The following is a 14,527-nucleotide window of genomic DNA, read 5'->3' as shown; positions in this document are numbered from 1 at the left end:
AAGATTAGTTATACGAGTAACTATCTCGCAGGCTACCACCTATACATTTGCAAAAAAGAGCCTAACATTTAATAAATATTCTATAATAATTATTATTTATTGTAATCCCCTTTTAATATTCACCAATATTGGTTAAAATGGTATTAGGCACATAAAAATAAATAGGCTAGAATAGACCTGGCTAGAATAGACCAGTATACTGTCTTGTTATTTATTTTTATGTGCCTTATGCTAAACTTTAAATTCGAGGTGATTATATGTACAATCGAGGTGATTTCCATCTTCATACAAATGCGTCTGATGGAAAACTAAGTCCTAAAGAACTAATTCATGAAGCGTCTTTAAATGGTTTGGATATTATTGCAATAACAGATCATGACACAACTTTAAATGTTGAGGAAGGAATCAGAGAAGGTCTAATTGAAAATATAAGGGTAATACCTGGTATAGAACTATCTACTATTTATAATAACGAAAGCATTCACATATTGGGTTATTTTAAAGATGATAAATATAAAGATGTTGATTTTCAAAATTTCTTAAAAGACATAGATGATTTCAGAATATTAAGAGCTAAAAAAATAGTGGAAAATTTAGATACGTTTTTCAAAATAAAACTAGACTATCAAAAAGTTTTAGATGAAGCTAAAGGAGTAATAGCTAGACCCCATATAGCTAAAGCCATAATTGATGCTGGTTATAAATATGATTGGAAATATATATTTGATAATTTCCTTTCAAACAGTAGCCCTGCATATGTACACATTAAGAGAATTTCAACAGCCGATGGCATAACTATATTAAAAAAAGTTAATGCATTAGTTGTACTTGCACACCCTGTTCTAATTAAAAAATCAACCATAGATGAAATGCTAAGCTTAGATTTTGATGGTATTGAAGCAGTTTACCCAATAAATACAAAAAAGCAAAAATCTCTTTTAAAGTCAAAAGCTAAAGAATATGGTAAGTTAATTACTGCAGGTTCAGATTTTCATGGAATTACAATCTCAGATACCAGTCATGGCGTCGTTGGTTCAGTTTCCTTAAGCCATAATGAACTAGCTACCTTTGTAAATGCTTTAGAATCATAAAAGAAAAAAGTATATATTACTATTAATGCAATGCATTAATAGTAATATATACTTTTTTGCATATTAAATAACTGTTATTTTACAAAATCGAAAGCTAAAGAAAAAGAGCATATATTACGTAAACTGCATTTAAACAAACATTAGTAATTCCTAGATTATTTTATGAAATATACGTTAAGAAAAGTACATGTTTGACCGCTCGCGAATTTGTACTTTTTAGTATCTTTCAATAAAATTAGCTTAGAATTACTCTGTGAAGTAAGATGCAATTGTAGTAATATATGCTTTTTCTTTTATATTTCTGTTAGGAAAGCTTCATAAGCTCTAAAAGCTTCATATATGTCTGCTTTGCTTGCAATTTCCCATGGCGCATGCATATTATGAAGAGCAACCCCTGAATCTATAACCTGCATACCAAACCCGGCAAGTATATAAGCTATTGTACCTCCGCCGCCTTGGTCCACTTTGCCAAGCTCTGATGTTTGCCATGAAATATTATGTTTTTCCATTATGGTTCTAAGCTGTGCAATAAATTCTGGATTTGCATCGTTGCATCCGCCCTTTCCGCGAGCTCCAGTATACTTGTTTAAAACTATACCTTTTCCAAAATATGCAGAATTACGTTTTTCCATAACCGAAGGAAAGTTTGGATCATATGCTGCACTTACGTCTGATGATAACATTTTTGAATTTGCTAATGCCCTTCTAACTTTTAAATCACTATACTCTCCCATTAAATTAACAACTTCAGCTACTGTGTTTTCGAAGAATTTTGATTGCATTCCTGTTGCACCAATACTTCCAACTTCCTCTTTATCCACAAGTAAAACAATACAAGTTTTATCTGTTTCCTTAATGTTCATTAATGCTTCATAAGAAGTGTATGCACACACTCTATCATCTTGTCCATAAGCCATAATCATACTGCTATCTAATCCATAGTTTCTAGCGCGCCCTGCAGGTACTACTTCTAATTCTGATGATACGAAATCTTCTTCATCTATATCATATTTATCATTTAAAAGTTTTAATATATTTAACTTAACTCTATTTTTTGCATCCTTATCGTCGATTGGTATACTTCCCATAAATACGTTTAAATCTTCACCTTCGATACCTTTGTCTAAAGTCTTTTTCAATTGATCTGCTGATAAGTGAATTAGAAGATCTGAAATTCCAACTACTGGTTCTTTTTCATCTTCTCCTATTACTACATTTATTACTGTACCATCCTTTTTAACAATAACACCATGGATAGCTAAAGGTAACGTAACCCATTGGTACTTCTTAATTCCACCATAGTAATGTGTTTTAGCTAATGCTAGATCTGAATCCTCATATAATGGATTTTGTTTTAAATCGAGTCTTGGTGAGTCCACGTGAGCACCTAAAATTTTAAAACCCTTTTCAATAGGCTCAGACCCAATTAAAAACAAGGCTAAGGTTTTTCCCATACTGCTAGCGTAAACCTTATCACCAGCTTTTAATTTAGTACCTTCACTTATATAAGTATCAATGTTTTTGTAACCGTTTTTTTTAGCTAGTGTAACAAACTCTGTAACGCATTCTCTTTCAGTTTTGCATTTTGACATGAAATCTATATAATTGTCAGATAATGCAAATACCTTTTTAAGATCACTTTTTGTGTATTTATCCCAAGCTACTTCATATTTTTTTTCTAAACTTTTAATTTCAGACATGTTTATTCCCTCCCTATTATAAATAATTCCTGCACTTACTATTCTACTAAATATTTCCTAAAATTACAAACATTTAAAGTTCAAAAAAATTAAACTCTATGTTAATCCCATTTTTTTATTTCTTAGGAGTTGCAGTTACTTCCTCTATTCTCATATTTATAGTTTCAACAGGAGTTATCTTAGAATTTAAACTGTATCTATAATTAGCTGCAGCCGCTTCAATAATTACTGCTATATTCCTACCTGGCCTAATTGGCAATGTTATTTTTCTTACAGGCACATTTAGAATATCCATAAAGTCATTATCTATACCAAGCCTATCATATTCTTCACTCTCATTCCACTGAGTAAGTGATATCAACAAACTAATAGTCTTAGTGTTTAGAACCGAACTCATACCATATATTGCTGGAATATCTATTATCCCCATACCTCTGACCTCCAGCATTCCTGAGGTTATGTATGGGCAACTTCCAAGTAATACACCATCAATTTCTTTAATGTCAACTGCATCGTCTGCAATCAGCCTGTGTCCCCTTTTTATAAGTTCTAACGCACATTCACTCTTACCTATCCCACTTTCTCCACTTAATAACATGCCTATACCATAAACATCTACTAGAACACCGTGAAGTCTAGTTTCTGGAGCTAACTTAGTATCTACGTAATTTGTAAATTTACTAATAAATCTTGTAGAAATTAATTTTGTTCGTAAAACCCATCGTCCATTTCCCCTTGCTGCCTCCATAAGTTCCTTATGAGGTTGCATCTGCCTAGTGACTATAACGCAAGGTATATCTAATTTAAAGTATTTATTCAATCGTTTCTTCCTAAGGTCTTCTTCCATACAATCTAGAAAACTCCATTCTGCCATACCTATTAATTGAACTCGATTATTATCGAAATACTGGTAAAAGCCTGCAATTTGAAGCCCTGGTCTATTAATATCACTAACATTAATTAAGTTACCCTTTTCTCCTTCTACTAAAACCTCTAACTTAAAATGCTCTATTAATTCCTCTATAGTAACATCCATTAAAACTCCCCCATTTATACTGATTTTAAAATTTATTGTTTTTAATAAAGATATTATACTTTTTTAATTGTATCTAATTGTGCTCTAAAATTTCTTTTAACATTGTCAATGTACTTTTGTCTTAACTGTTGTTGTTCTAATTTCTCTTCCTCTGTAAGTTGACTTTCTTTGCTTTTCTTATAAAGGTAATTTATTCTGTTAGTTAATTCATCAATATTCATAATATCACTCCTAGACTATTTTTAACTTTTCTATTATACCAAAATATTTTATTCATAAATAGTATAACTTAAACATATTCTGATTTTATAATTATAACATAAGAAAATTAAGACTTTTTTCGTCATTTACATATTGTTCCATGTAAGTTTTTTCAACATCTGCAAGGATTTTTTTGTTATATTTTACCATTATATAGATGTTTTATTTAACAAATTATAGTATATTTTGTATTATTTTATATTTTAGTGACTAACTAAAAATTTAACATAGTTTGAATAATATGTTATTATGTATTTATTCCAAAAACAAAATAAAGCGAAGAGGTGTTGATGAATGGATATTAAATTAAAAATTATAAAGGAAGAATTAGAATCGTTAAGAACAATATTACATTTTTTACTAAATTGTAAAGAACCTACAGATAAAATAGTTGTATCATGCAGTCAACGATTAGATGAAGTTATAATTAAATATCAGAAATTTCAAGCCATTTTAGAAAAAGTGGCTTGATAATCCTCACATGATTTTAGATATCCAACTCAATTAAAATATCATCAATTTCAATATTTACATCTGCACCATAAAAAACTACCGCGAATTCATTAAATTCATATGCATCTTCTGATATATCACAACCGATGAATTCATATTCAATTTTCATTTCCTCAGCGCATTCTTCCATTATATCTTCCACATTATCTGCTGAAATATCACTTAAATAAGGCAAGAAAAATTCTTCATACCAATCTTCTTCATTTTGCTTAAAATCGCCCTCTTCATTTGCATAAGATGTAGCAGCTTCAATTTCTACTTCATCATAATAATATTTAAATTTCAGTGCTATAGTGTCCTTTTTATATTGAATTTCAACTATGTCACTTAGGTCATTCTTATTTAGAAAATTTATTATATTTTGCTTATTCAAATATACCCCTCCATAAATCATTTGTGAATTATTTATTGCGATTTAATTCTTGTCTGGATATTATTGCAAAACTTTTTTACAATAATATTTAGTATCCTGGTCATTATATTCTTTGCATTTGAAATATTTTTAATTCTTTATAAAAAAAAAATTTCACTAACCAAGTGAGATTTTCTTTTATTTACTATAATAAATGTTGTAGCCTAAGTCACCCTAGCAACTTATTAATTAAAGAGTTGTAAATACTCCTCCACGAATTTATCAGCTTGCTCAAATTCCTTGCTGTCTGGGACGAATTTAAATTTAAGTCCTTCCTCGACTACTTTAAATTTTAAAGATTTTAGCCTTTGTGTAAGCATCGGAACTCCTTCACCACTCCATCCATATGATCCGAAAGCTGCTGCGACTTTACCTCTATTTGTTATTGGACACACAAGAGATAGAACATCCCAAGCAGGCTTTACAGCATCTTGATTGATAGTTGGAGAACCAATCATAATACCTGAGGCTTTTTCAATTAATGATACAAGCTCACTTAAATTCATAGATGTTATTTCATGAACTTCAGCCACTATTCCCTTTTCATTAATTTTATTAGTTATATATTTTGCCATAGCCTCAGTATTATGATAAGCGGATATGTATAATATTTGAATGTTTTTTTCTTTTATCTCATAAGTTTTAGCCCACTTTCTATAAAGGTCTACATACATTTTAATATCTTCTACATGTATAGGACCATGGCTTGGCGCTACCATATCTAATTCTAAATCTTTGATTTTATCTAATCCCATATTAACAAATTTTTTAAATGGTCCCATTATAACATCAAAATAATATTTCATTTCGTCAAAATAATCACCTGAGCAAGCATCCGTTATACAATTAACTGGTGAATAATGGCAACCCATTACATCACATGTAAACAATACTTTTTCTTCCTTAGCATATGTAAACATTGTATCAGGCCAATGTAAATTTGGTGCTGAAATAAATTGTAATGTGTTTTTACCTAAGCAAATCTCTCCTACTGCTGGCCTACTATTAAATTCTTTGTTAGTAATTTCTTTTAAATACGTTATAGCAGGTTTTGAAGCTAGAACAACAGCCTCTGGATAAACTTCTAAGAGCTTACCTAAAGAACCACTATGGTCGAGTTCTGTATGTTGAACAATTATGTAATCAACTTTTCTTTCTCCAATAACACCTTTTATTTTACCTAAAAACCCTTCAAAGAAACCATTTTTGACACAATCTATTATAGCAACTTTTTCATCATCTATTAAATATGAATTATATGTAGTTCCTTTCTTTGTTTCCATTATAATATCAAATACCTCGAGCTTAGGATCGTTTACCCCAACCCAATAAATATTGTTTTTTAACTTTGTTGTTTCCATTCTCAAAGTCCTCCTTTAGTTCTCTTAGTGTCTAACAATTATTAATTGTTAGACATCCTATAAACCTATATGATTTTAATCATCTTACATATAATATATTTTACCACATTTATCAAATCCATTCAACTAATAACGATTATTAGTTAACATATCTTTTATATACATGGAAATGCATATACTTTATAGTTTGTCACTTAAATATTAAAATATTCTATTATACATCTTGAAAAATAAAATAATTTTTTAATAATAAAGATACTGAGTCATATACTTTAATAGCACGAACTTTAAGGAGGGCTCTATGAATATTTTAATAACTGGTGCAAAAGGTAATATTGGAACTTATCTTTGTAATATCTTGTCTAAATCACATACTATATATGGATTAGATAAAACTGAACTTAACATAACTGATAAAATAACTACCGAGAAAACCCTGTATGAATTAAAGCCTGACGCTGTAATTCATACTGCGGGCATGACAAATAAATATATTTGTGAATACCATGAATCTTTAGCCTATGATGTAAACACTGTAGGAACTTTAAACATTGCTAATTGTTGTAATTCACTTAGTATTCCCCTAGTATACCTATCTAGCACAGATGTATACGGAGATACTAATACAACACCCTACAGTGAGGTTGATGAATGTACTCCAATAAACGCCTATAGCAAAAGTAAATTAGGCGGAGAAGAATTAATACAAACCATTTGTGAAAAATATTTTATTGTCCGCACCTCAAATATATTTGGTGGCAATGATTGTTTTGTGAGAAAGCTCATAAATGGCAAACATACAGCAATTTATCTATTTTCGGATCCCACCCTTTCCGTAACTTATATTGAAGATTTAACTATAGTCCTTCAGAGACTATTAGAAACCGATAAATATGGAATATATAACTATACCAATGAAGGTTGTTTATCAAAATCAATGCTAATAAATAGTATTATAGAATTTAGTAATCTCGATGTTCCGTTAGTTGTGAATTCAGATAAGCTTTTATCCAATCTCATTAAAGAACCTAAATATACCTGTGTAAATAATTCGCATATAAAACATTCTCTTGGCATTGAAATTGCTCCTTGGGATGATAGACTTAAATATTACATTAATAAATACATTAAATTGTAAAAAAGAGCATGCCTTATGATTTTAGTAATCTCAGGCATGCTCCTTTTTACAAAATTATTCTGTTGTTACTTCGTACATTTCCTCAGCTCTAGACATATATAATACTCCATCTAGATGATCAATTTCATGACATAAGGCCCTTGCCAGTAATCCTGAAGCTTCATAAGTTACTGGTTTCCCCTTAATATTAATTCCTACAACTGTAACGTTCGTAGGTCTAGATACTTCACCTTCATATCCTAAGTAGCTTAAACAGCCCTCATAATCCTTTTCATTTCCTGACTGAGCTGTTATTTTAGGATTTATAATTATTATTGGATTTTCTTCTTCCTCTCCTAAATCAATTAATATAACCCTTTTTAAAATACCTATTTGAGGAGCCGCAAGTCCTATCCCATTACCCTCATAAAGCGTATCCATCATATCGTCAATTGTGTTTAATATCTTCCTATCTATTTTTCCTACCTTATCACAAATCATATTAAGACGCTCGTCTCCATACTGTAAAATTTCCCTAACTGCCATATGCTTTCTCCTTCTCTTTATATTAATTGCGTTTCACAGCAATAACTTTTAAATGTATACATATATTCTATTCTAAATATATGTATACATCAACTAAAATCTTTACAAAAAAATTAAGGCATCACTAAAGACACCTTAATTCCACCTTATTTATGTGCTAATTCTTTTTGCATCTGCTAATTCTTGAGCTTTCTCCATCATACTTTTAACCTTCATAAGTCTAGTTAAAGCTCCACGCTCATTTTCCTCAAGCTTCATTCTTATATACTTTATAGTTTCATTTAGTTGAGGTATAGTCATGTATTCAAGTGCATTAACCGTTCTTCTAGTTTTTTCAATCTCATCTGCCATGAGCTGACAAGATTTTTCTACTTCTGCAAGTTCTAAAAGCTCCGGCAAGGCTAAATATAACTTTTCTATAGCTCCATCAAGATCTGCCGAAGTGCTGGCAAATCCATATGGATATATACTGCCAGGATCATCTTCTAATTCTCTTTTAAACTTCATTATCGGAACATTAACACTCATAAGATTTTTTGTCTCAACTTCTACAGAAATTTTTTCTTTTGGTTGCGCTATTGCTTCCTCTAGAAATTCTGATGACATTAATGCACTTGCCATAACAAAATCCTTAAAAGAGTTCTGTAATTCTTCTTCAACTTTCGCTCGTAGTTTATTGTTATGTTTTATAAGATCAATGAATCTTCTCATAAGCTCATCTTGCTTATCCTTTAATAATTTATGACCACGAGTAGCTGTACCTAATCTTTTTTTTAGTTTAGTAAGCTCCATTCTAGTTGGATTGACATTGAGCCTCGCCACGTTTACTCACCCTCTTTTTTTGGTAAGTATTTTTCTACATATTCATCTCTAATTCTCTTAAGTTCATTTCTTGGGAGAATAGATAGAAGCTCCCATCCTAAATTTATTGTTTCCTCAATAGTCCTGTTGGTTTCAAATCCTTGGGAAACATATCGTTTTTCAAAAGCATCTGCAAATATTGCATATTTTTTGTCTGCATCAGATAATGCTGACTCTCCTAATATAACTGCAAGCTCTTTTGCTTGCTTACCTTGAGCATATGCAGCAAATAGTTGATTCATCGTATCAGCATGATCTTCGCGCGTTTTGCCTTTGCCTATACCTTTATCTTTAAGTCTTGATAACGATGGTAGAACATCTACTGGTGGCATAATGCCTTTTTTATAAAGTTCTCGACTTAAAATAATCTGCCCTTCAGTTATATATCCTGTTAAGTCAGGAATTGGATGAGTTATATCATCTTCTGGCATTGTAAGTATAGGAATTTGAGTTATTGAACCTTCAAGTCCTTTAATCCTACCGGCTCTTTCATATAGCGTCGAAAGATCAGTATAAAGATATCCTGGATATCCACGTCTACCTGGAACTTCTTTTCTTGCAGCTGAAACTTCACGCAGGGCCTCACAGTAATTTGTAAGATCAGTCATAATTACAAGTACGTGAAATCCTTTTTCGTAAGCAAGATATTCAGCTGTAGTTAGTGCCATTCTAGGCGTAGCTATTCTCTCAATAGCTGGGTCATTTGCAAGATTCATAAATAATACAGTTCTGTCTATTGCACCAGTTTTTGTAAAATCATCTGTAAAAAACTGCGCTTCTTGAAAAGTTATTCCTATAGCTGCAAATACAACAACAAATTTCGTATCTGAATTTAATACCTTTGCTTGCCTTGCTATTTGAGCTGCAAGTTGCGCATGCGGAAGACCCGAACCAGAAAACACTGGTAATTTTTGTCCACGAACTAAAGTATTAAGCCCATCAATAGCTGAAATACCTGTTTGAATAAACTCTGACGGATAGTTTCTTGCCACAGGGTTCAATGCCTCTCCATTTATGTCGAGTCTCTTGTCAGGAATAATTTTAGGACCACCGTCTTTAGGTCTACCAAGTCCATCAAAGACTCTTCCGAGCATATCTTCTGAAACTCCAAGTTCTAGTGGTCTTCCTAAAAATTTAGCCTTACTACCTTTTAAGTTAATTCCAGCAGAACTTTCAAATAACTGAACCATTGCTTTATCTTCATTTATTTCAAGTACTTTTCCGCTACGAATTTCACCGTTCTGTAGTTCTATTTCCACTAGTTCATCGTACCTAACGCCTTGAACTTTTTCTACAACCATAAGTGGCCCTACAACTTCTGTTATAGTTTTGTATTCTTTAATCATTTACGACTCCTCCTTCCGTTATTAATTTTTCAATATCATTAGATAGGGCCGTAAATATATCATCAATTTTTGACATATCAGTTTCTGCAATATATTTTGCTCTTGCTATTTTATCACGCGCAGGAATTTCTAATATCTTTTTCAAATAAATCCCTAAATTCAATGCTTTTTCACCCTCAACATGGAAATCTAAAACTAACTTCAACATTTTATATTGTTTGTTAAGCGACGTAAAAGTATCAACCTCATGGAATGCATTCTGTTGCAGGTAATCTTCTCTAATTGATTTTGCAACTTCTAGTTTTAACCTATCTTTTTCAGAAAGAGCATCTACACCTACAAGTCTTACTATTTCATCAAGCTTTGCTTCTTCTTGCAAAATAGTCATAGCTTTAACCCTAAGCTCAGTCCAATCGGAAGCAATGTTCTCATTCATCCAATTAGCCAGCTGATCCAAATATAGTGAATAAGAATCTAACCAATTTATTGATGGAAAATGTCTTCTATAAGCAAGTTGCGCGTCTAGTCCCCAAAACACTTTGACTATTCTAAGCGTTGCTTGAGTAACTGGCTCTGATAAATCTCCACCAGGAGGTGATACTGCGCCAATAACTGTAATTGCTCCTATTCTTTTGTCGTCTCCAATGCAAACTACCTTTCCAGATCTTTCATAAAAATCTGCTACACGTGAGCCTAGATATGCTGGATACCCCTCATCACCTGGCATTTCCTCAAGTCTTCCTGACATTTCGCGTAAAGCCTCTGCCCATCTTGATGTAGAATCTGCCATTAATGCTACAGCAAATCCCATATCCCTAAAATACTCTGCAATAGTTATACCTGTATATACAGAGGCTTCCCTAGCTGCAACTGGCATATTAGAAGTATTTGCAATGAGCACTGTTCTTTTCATTAGCGATTCACCTGTTTTGGGATCTTTAAGTTCTGGAAACTCATTCAAAACATCTGTCATTTCATTGCCACGTTCACCGCAACCTATGTAAACAACTATTTCTGCATCTGCCCATTTTGCAAATTGATGTTGAACTACAGTTTTTCCACTACCAAAAGGACCCGGAACACATGCCGTACCACCTTTAGTTACTGGAAAGAAAGTATCTATTACTCTTTGACCTGTAACTAGTGGTTCTATTGGATTTAATTTATCAGCATAAGGTCTTCCACGTCTTACTGGCCACTTTTGCATTAACGTAATTTGCTTAATTCCGCCATTTGTTTGCACCTCTGCTACTACATCTTCTACAGTATATTCTCCTGCAGTTATAGACGTTATAGTCCCCTCTATTCCTTTAGGCACCATTATCGTTTGAGTTATGACAGTAGTTTCCGCAACTGTTCCTATAGCTACACCATATGAAACAATATCTCCAACGGACGCCGTAGGAACAAAGTTCCATTTTCTTTCTCTATCTAGTGGCGAAACATTTACACCTTTTGTTAAGTAATTACCAGCTATAGCTCTTATTTTATCAAGCGGTCTTTGAATACCATCAAACATTGATTCTATAAGTCCTGGTCCAAGTTCAACACTTAGTGGTTCACCAGTAGTAACTATTGGATCTCCGGGTCCTAGGCCTGATGTTTCTTCATATACTTGAATAGAGGCTCTATCTCCTCTCATTTCAATAATTTCGCCAATAAGACCCTTATCTCCAACCTTAACTACGTCATATATATTAGCTTCGTCCATATCCTTTGCAACAACTAATGGACCTGAAACTTTTACAATTTTACCGATTTTCAAGTTATCTCACTACCTTTCTATAAAATATTTACGCCCACTGCTTTTTCTACATTATCGCGAATTCTTTGCATTCCTATATTTAGTGAGCCTTGATTACTTGGTATTAATATAATGGCAGGAATCATCTGTCTGTTATATCTTGCTATAGTTTCATCTAAGTGCTGAGCTATCTGCTCAGTTACAAATATAACCGCATAATTACTTAACGCCATTTTATCTATAGCTTTTTTAGCCTCTTCTATTTCAATAACCGGATATACGTCAATTCCAAGAGCTTTGAAAGCAAGTATTGAATCTTTATCTCCAACTACTCCTACTTTATGCATAAACTTCACGCATCCTTTCTCTTATGAGCGTCGTATCAACATTATTTAATTTCCCAACCGTAATTATTCTTATTATCTTTATTTCTGTTTCCTTTGCTGCGATATACGCAAATATTGGCTCAGGTCCAAAAGTAACATACTTAGCGGCCCTTAGCTTCTCCATAATATAGTTTTCTGATAATTTTTCTAAACTAGAAAGTTTACCAGTTTTAATATATTCTTCTAGTCCAATTCTTACAACTTCTCCATATTTTGACGAAGAAAATTTAGTTGCCATATTATCAATTGGATCACTAAAAGCTGTTAATAAAACATCACTAGATATATCTCCACCACTCAGTTTAACTTCCTCAAAAAAGTTAACATCCTTTTGTTGTTTTTTCAATCTAATTATTGACTTAATATTAGAAAAATCTATACTTTTCTTAACATATTCAATTATAAAATCAATTTTTGTTTCTTCTGCCCTAGCTAACATATCTACATACATATACTTATCCAATATAATATCTATCTTTTGAGGATCATTAAGTTCTTTGTATACTTTTTCCACCTCAATTATAGCTTCCCTCATATTAGTGTCTAATTTCTTATATTCCATAGTTGTCATGTAAAATTTTAATTCCTCTATATTTACTGTACCTGCTGGAATTAGCATATGAGAAAAGTCCTTATCTAAAGTTCTTCCTTTTAACAACACTTTTATATTATGATAATCATATTTCAAACTCATAATATCTACTATAGAAGGATATGGAGAAACTTCATACATAAGGGAGTATACTCTATTTAGCTCATCCTTAAGTAATATGTTGTAGTCCTCTGCTCTTTTTACATTTCCCATCAAACTTGCATATTCGGTTTCCTTCAAAATTTTAAGTACTTCATCCGCCGAGGAGCTGTCAATCATTCTCTCAATCTTTACTTTACTCAGGAGTCTTTTTTCTAATACTCTTAGCCTAGCCACAGCTTGTGTAAAATCCATATTATTCATATATGGCTATCCTCCTTGTTTTGATCAGGAGTGGATACCAATTATAAATTGGTATCCACTCCTTAAATTTTATTTGCATTTATTTAAATAATGCGTTAACAATTTCAGGTTCTAGTTCATCCCTTAAGGAGTTAACCAGACTTTCAAAAGTATTATTAATCTCTATACCATTTTTAAGTACTACAAATCCACTTTTTATATCTCGATTATCGGAACTTAATTTTAATTCACCTATTTTTCCATTAGTTTTTAGTGAAATATTAATTTCAGATAAATATTCATCGCTTACAATACTTTTATATTTCCCAGGAAGTATTATTTCCTCATCCCCTGCTATTGGCATTGATATAAGATATTTTTTTATAAGTTCCAAATAATCATTATCATTTATAGCCATAAGTTTTTCTAGAGCACTCTCAAATACCTTATCAATCATTTTTTGCATAGCCCCTAGCTTTTCATTTCGTGCTTTTAGGTGAGAATTTGATATAATTCTTTTACTCACCATAATAGCTTCAACCTTAGTTTTTTCTATCATTTGTTTTTTTACTAGCTCTGCTTCTTTTGTTTTCTTTTCTATTAATAAAATTTCATTGTTTTTAGCTTCTTTCAAAATAGTTTCCGCTTTAACTTTAGCATCTTCTATTATCTTGTCAGCTAATTTATCTAAATTTGACATATTCTCACTCCCTCTAGCTCATCACTTTTTAAATTAGAGTGTCTTACTTACGAGTATTATTGAAACAACGAATGCTAAAATGGCATATGTTTCAACCATTGCTGCAAGTATGATAGCTTTTGTGCTATGCTCTGGTTGTTTAGCTACTATTGCAATGCCGGCAGCAGCTGCCCTAGCTTGATATAATGCTGAAAAATAACCTACGAAAGCTATTGGTAAACAAGCCATCAAATAATAAAAGCCTGTATCTAAAGTCATACCCGAAGTTAATTTAAGTAATACCATAAGTCCTATAACGAAACCATAAAGTCCTTGAGTACCTGGTAATAATTGAAGAATAAGAGCTTTACCAAATTTTTCGGGTTCTTCTGTCGTAAGTCCTGCAGCTGCCTCACCAACCATACCTACTCCTTTTGCTGATCCTATACCTGGTAAAATTACCGCTAAAGCCATTCCTAATGCAGCGAAGATAAATCCACCGTTTTTACTCATAAATTCCATGAATGTCATAATTAATTC

General features: G+C 32.0%; 16 protein-coding genes. 3 read left to right on the top strand and 13 right to left on the bottom strand.

Going from position 1 to position 14,527, the window contains the following annotated elements; genetic code table 11:
* Nucleotides 1–257: 257 nt before the first annotated feature.
* Nucleotides 258–1,091, top strand: a complete 834-nt coding sequence (locus ACWJJT_RS16645; protein ID WP_165415000.1) for a PHP domain-containing protein — start codon at nt 258–260, stop codon at nt 1,089–1,091.
* A 293-nt stretch (nt 1,092–1,384) separates the two neighbouring features.
* Here the strand turns inward: ACWJJT_RS16645 and ACWJJT_RS16640 are convergent, their stop codons facing one another.
* The 3 genes from ACWJJT_RS16640 to ACWJJT_RS16630 all read right to left on the bottom strand — a co-directional run bounded on the left by ACWJJT_RS16640 (nt 1,385) and on the right by ACWJJT_RS16630 (nt 4,048).
* Entirely contained in the window at nt 1,385–2,791 is a 1,407-nt protein-coding gene (locus ACWJJT_RS16640; RefSeq protein WP_462955498.1) for an aminopeptidase, read from the bottom strand.
* Nucleotides 2,792–2,906: 115 nt separating this feature from the next.
* Nucleotides 2,907–3,827 (bottom strand): HPr(Ser) kinase/phosphatase, encoded by a 921-nt coding sequence (gene hprK / locus ACWJJT_RS16635; protein ID WP_462955497.1) that lies wholly within the window; start codon nt 3,825–3,827, stop codon nt 2,907–2,909.
* 53 nt (nt 3,828–3,880) lie between these two features.
* On the bottom strand, nt 3,881–4,048 hold the full coding sequence (locus tag ACWJJT_RS16630) for a DUF896 domain-containing protein (RefSeq protein WP_462955496.1): 168 nt from the start codon (nt 4,046–4,048) through the stop codon (nt 3,881–3,883).
* A 334-nt stretch (nt 4,049–4,382) separates the two neighbouring features.
* Here ACWJJT_RS16630 and ACWJJT_RS16625 point away from each other — a divergent pair, with 334 nt between their 5' ends.
* Nucleotides 4,383–4,559 carry a Spo0E family sporulation regulatory protein-aspartic acid phosphatase gene (locus ACWJJT_RS16625; RefSeq protein ID WP_462955495.1) on the top strand — a complete coding sequence of 59 codons (177 nt, stop codon included), beginning with the start codon at nt 4,383–4,385 and terminating at the stop codon, nt 4,557–4,559.
* A 16-nt stretch (nt 4,560–4,575) separates the two neighbouring features.
* Here the strand turns inward: ACWJJT_RS16625 and ACWJJT_RS16620 are convergent, their stop codons facing one another.
* Nucleotides 4,576–4,974: a hypothetical protein gene (locus ACWJJT_RS16620; RefSeq protein WP_462955494.1), complete on the bottom strand. Its 399-nt coding sequence runs from the start codon at nt 4,972–4,974 to the stop codon at nt 4,576–4,578.
* Nucleotides 4,975–5,198: 224 nt separating this feature from the next.
* Nucleotides 5,199–6,374 (bottom strand): FprA family A-type flavoprotein, encoded by a 1,176-nt coding sequence (locus ACWJJT_RS16615; RefSeq protein WP_462955493.1) that lies wholly within the window; start codon nt 6,372–6,374, stop codon nt 5,199–5,201.
* 301 nt (nt 6,375–6,675) lie between these two features.
* Between ACWJJT_RS16615 and ACWJJT_RS16610 the strand changes: the two genes are divergently transcribed.
* Nucleotides 6,676–7,512, top strand: coding sequence for an SDR family oxidoreductase (locus ACWJJT_RS16610; RefSeq protein WP_462955492.1), 837 nt, complete (start codon nt 6,676–6,678; stop codon nt 7,510–7,512).
* A 54-nt stretch (nt 7,513–7,566) separates the two neighbouring features.
* On the opposite strand, the gene def is transcribed toward ACWJJT_RS16610, so the two are convergent.
* The 8 genes from def to ACWJJT_RS16570 all read right to left on the bottom strand — a co-directional run bounded on the left by def (nt 7,567) and on the right by ACWJJT_RS16570 (nt 14,518).
* The gene (gene def, locus ACWJJT_RS16605; RefSeq protein WP_462955491.1) at nt 7,567–8,037 is read right to left on the bottom strand and encodes a peptide deformylase; all 471 of its coding nucleotides are present in this window, start codon (nt 8,035–8,037) and stop codon (nt 7,567–7,569) included.
* A 150-nt stretch (nt 8,038–8,187) separates the two neighbouring features.
* The gene (locus ACWJJT_RS16600) at nt 8,188–8,859 is read right to left on the bottom strand and encodes a V-type ATP synthase subunit D (RefSeq protein ID WP_165411874.1); all 672 of its coding nucleotides are present in this window, start codon (nt 8,857–8,859) and stop codon (nt 8,188–8,190) included.
* Nucleotides 8,860–8,861: 2 nt separating this feature from the next.
* Complete coding sequence (locus tag ACWJJT_RS16595; protein WP_462955490.1) at nt 8,862–10,244, bottom strand: V-type ATP synthase subunit B; 1,383 nt, start codon at nt 10,242–10,244, stop codon at nt 8,862–8,864.
* A complete protein-coding gene (locus ACWJJT_RS16590; protein WP_462955489.1) occupies nt 10,237–12,009 on the bottom strand; it encodes a V-type ATP synthase subunit A in 1,773 nt (590 codons plus the stop codon). The genes ACWJJT_RS16595 and ACWJJT_RS16590 overlap by 8 nt, the downstream gene beginning before the upstream one ends.
* 17 nt (nt 12,010–12,026) lie before the next feature.
* On the bottom strand, nt 12,027–12,335 hold the full coding sequence (locus tag ACWJJT_RS16585; protein WP_462955488.1) for a V-type ATP synthase subunit F: 309 nt from the start codon (nt 12,333–12,335) through the stop codon (nt 12,027–12,029).
* Entirely contained in the window at nt 12,328–13,329 is a 1,002-nt protein-coding gene (locus ACWJJT_RS16580; RefSeq protein WP_462955487.1) for a V-type ATP synthase subunit C, read from the bottom strand. The genes ACWJJT_RS16585 and ACWJJT_RS16580 overlap by 8 nt, the downstream gene beginning before the upstream one ends.
* A 79-nt stretch (nt 13,330–13,408) precedes the next feature.
* A complete protein-coding gene (locus ACWJJT_RS16575; RefSeq protein WP_462955486.1) occupies nt 13,409–14,008 on the bottom strand; it encodes a V-type ATP synthase subunit E in 600 nt (199 codons plus the stop codon).
* A 33-nt stretch (nt 14,009–14,041) separates the two neighbouring features.
* Entirely contained in the window at nt 14,042–14,518 is a 477-nt protein-coding gene (locus tag ACWJJT_RS16570) for a V-type ATP synthase subunit K (protein WP_462955485.1), read from the bottom strand.
* Nucleotides 14,519–14,527 lie beyond the last annotated feature (9 nt).

Source organism: Clostridium sp. CM041, assembly GCF_055081035.1.
This window is presented reverse-complemented; position numbering and strand designations above follow the sequence as displayed.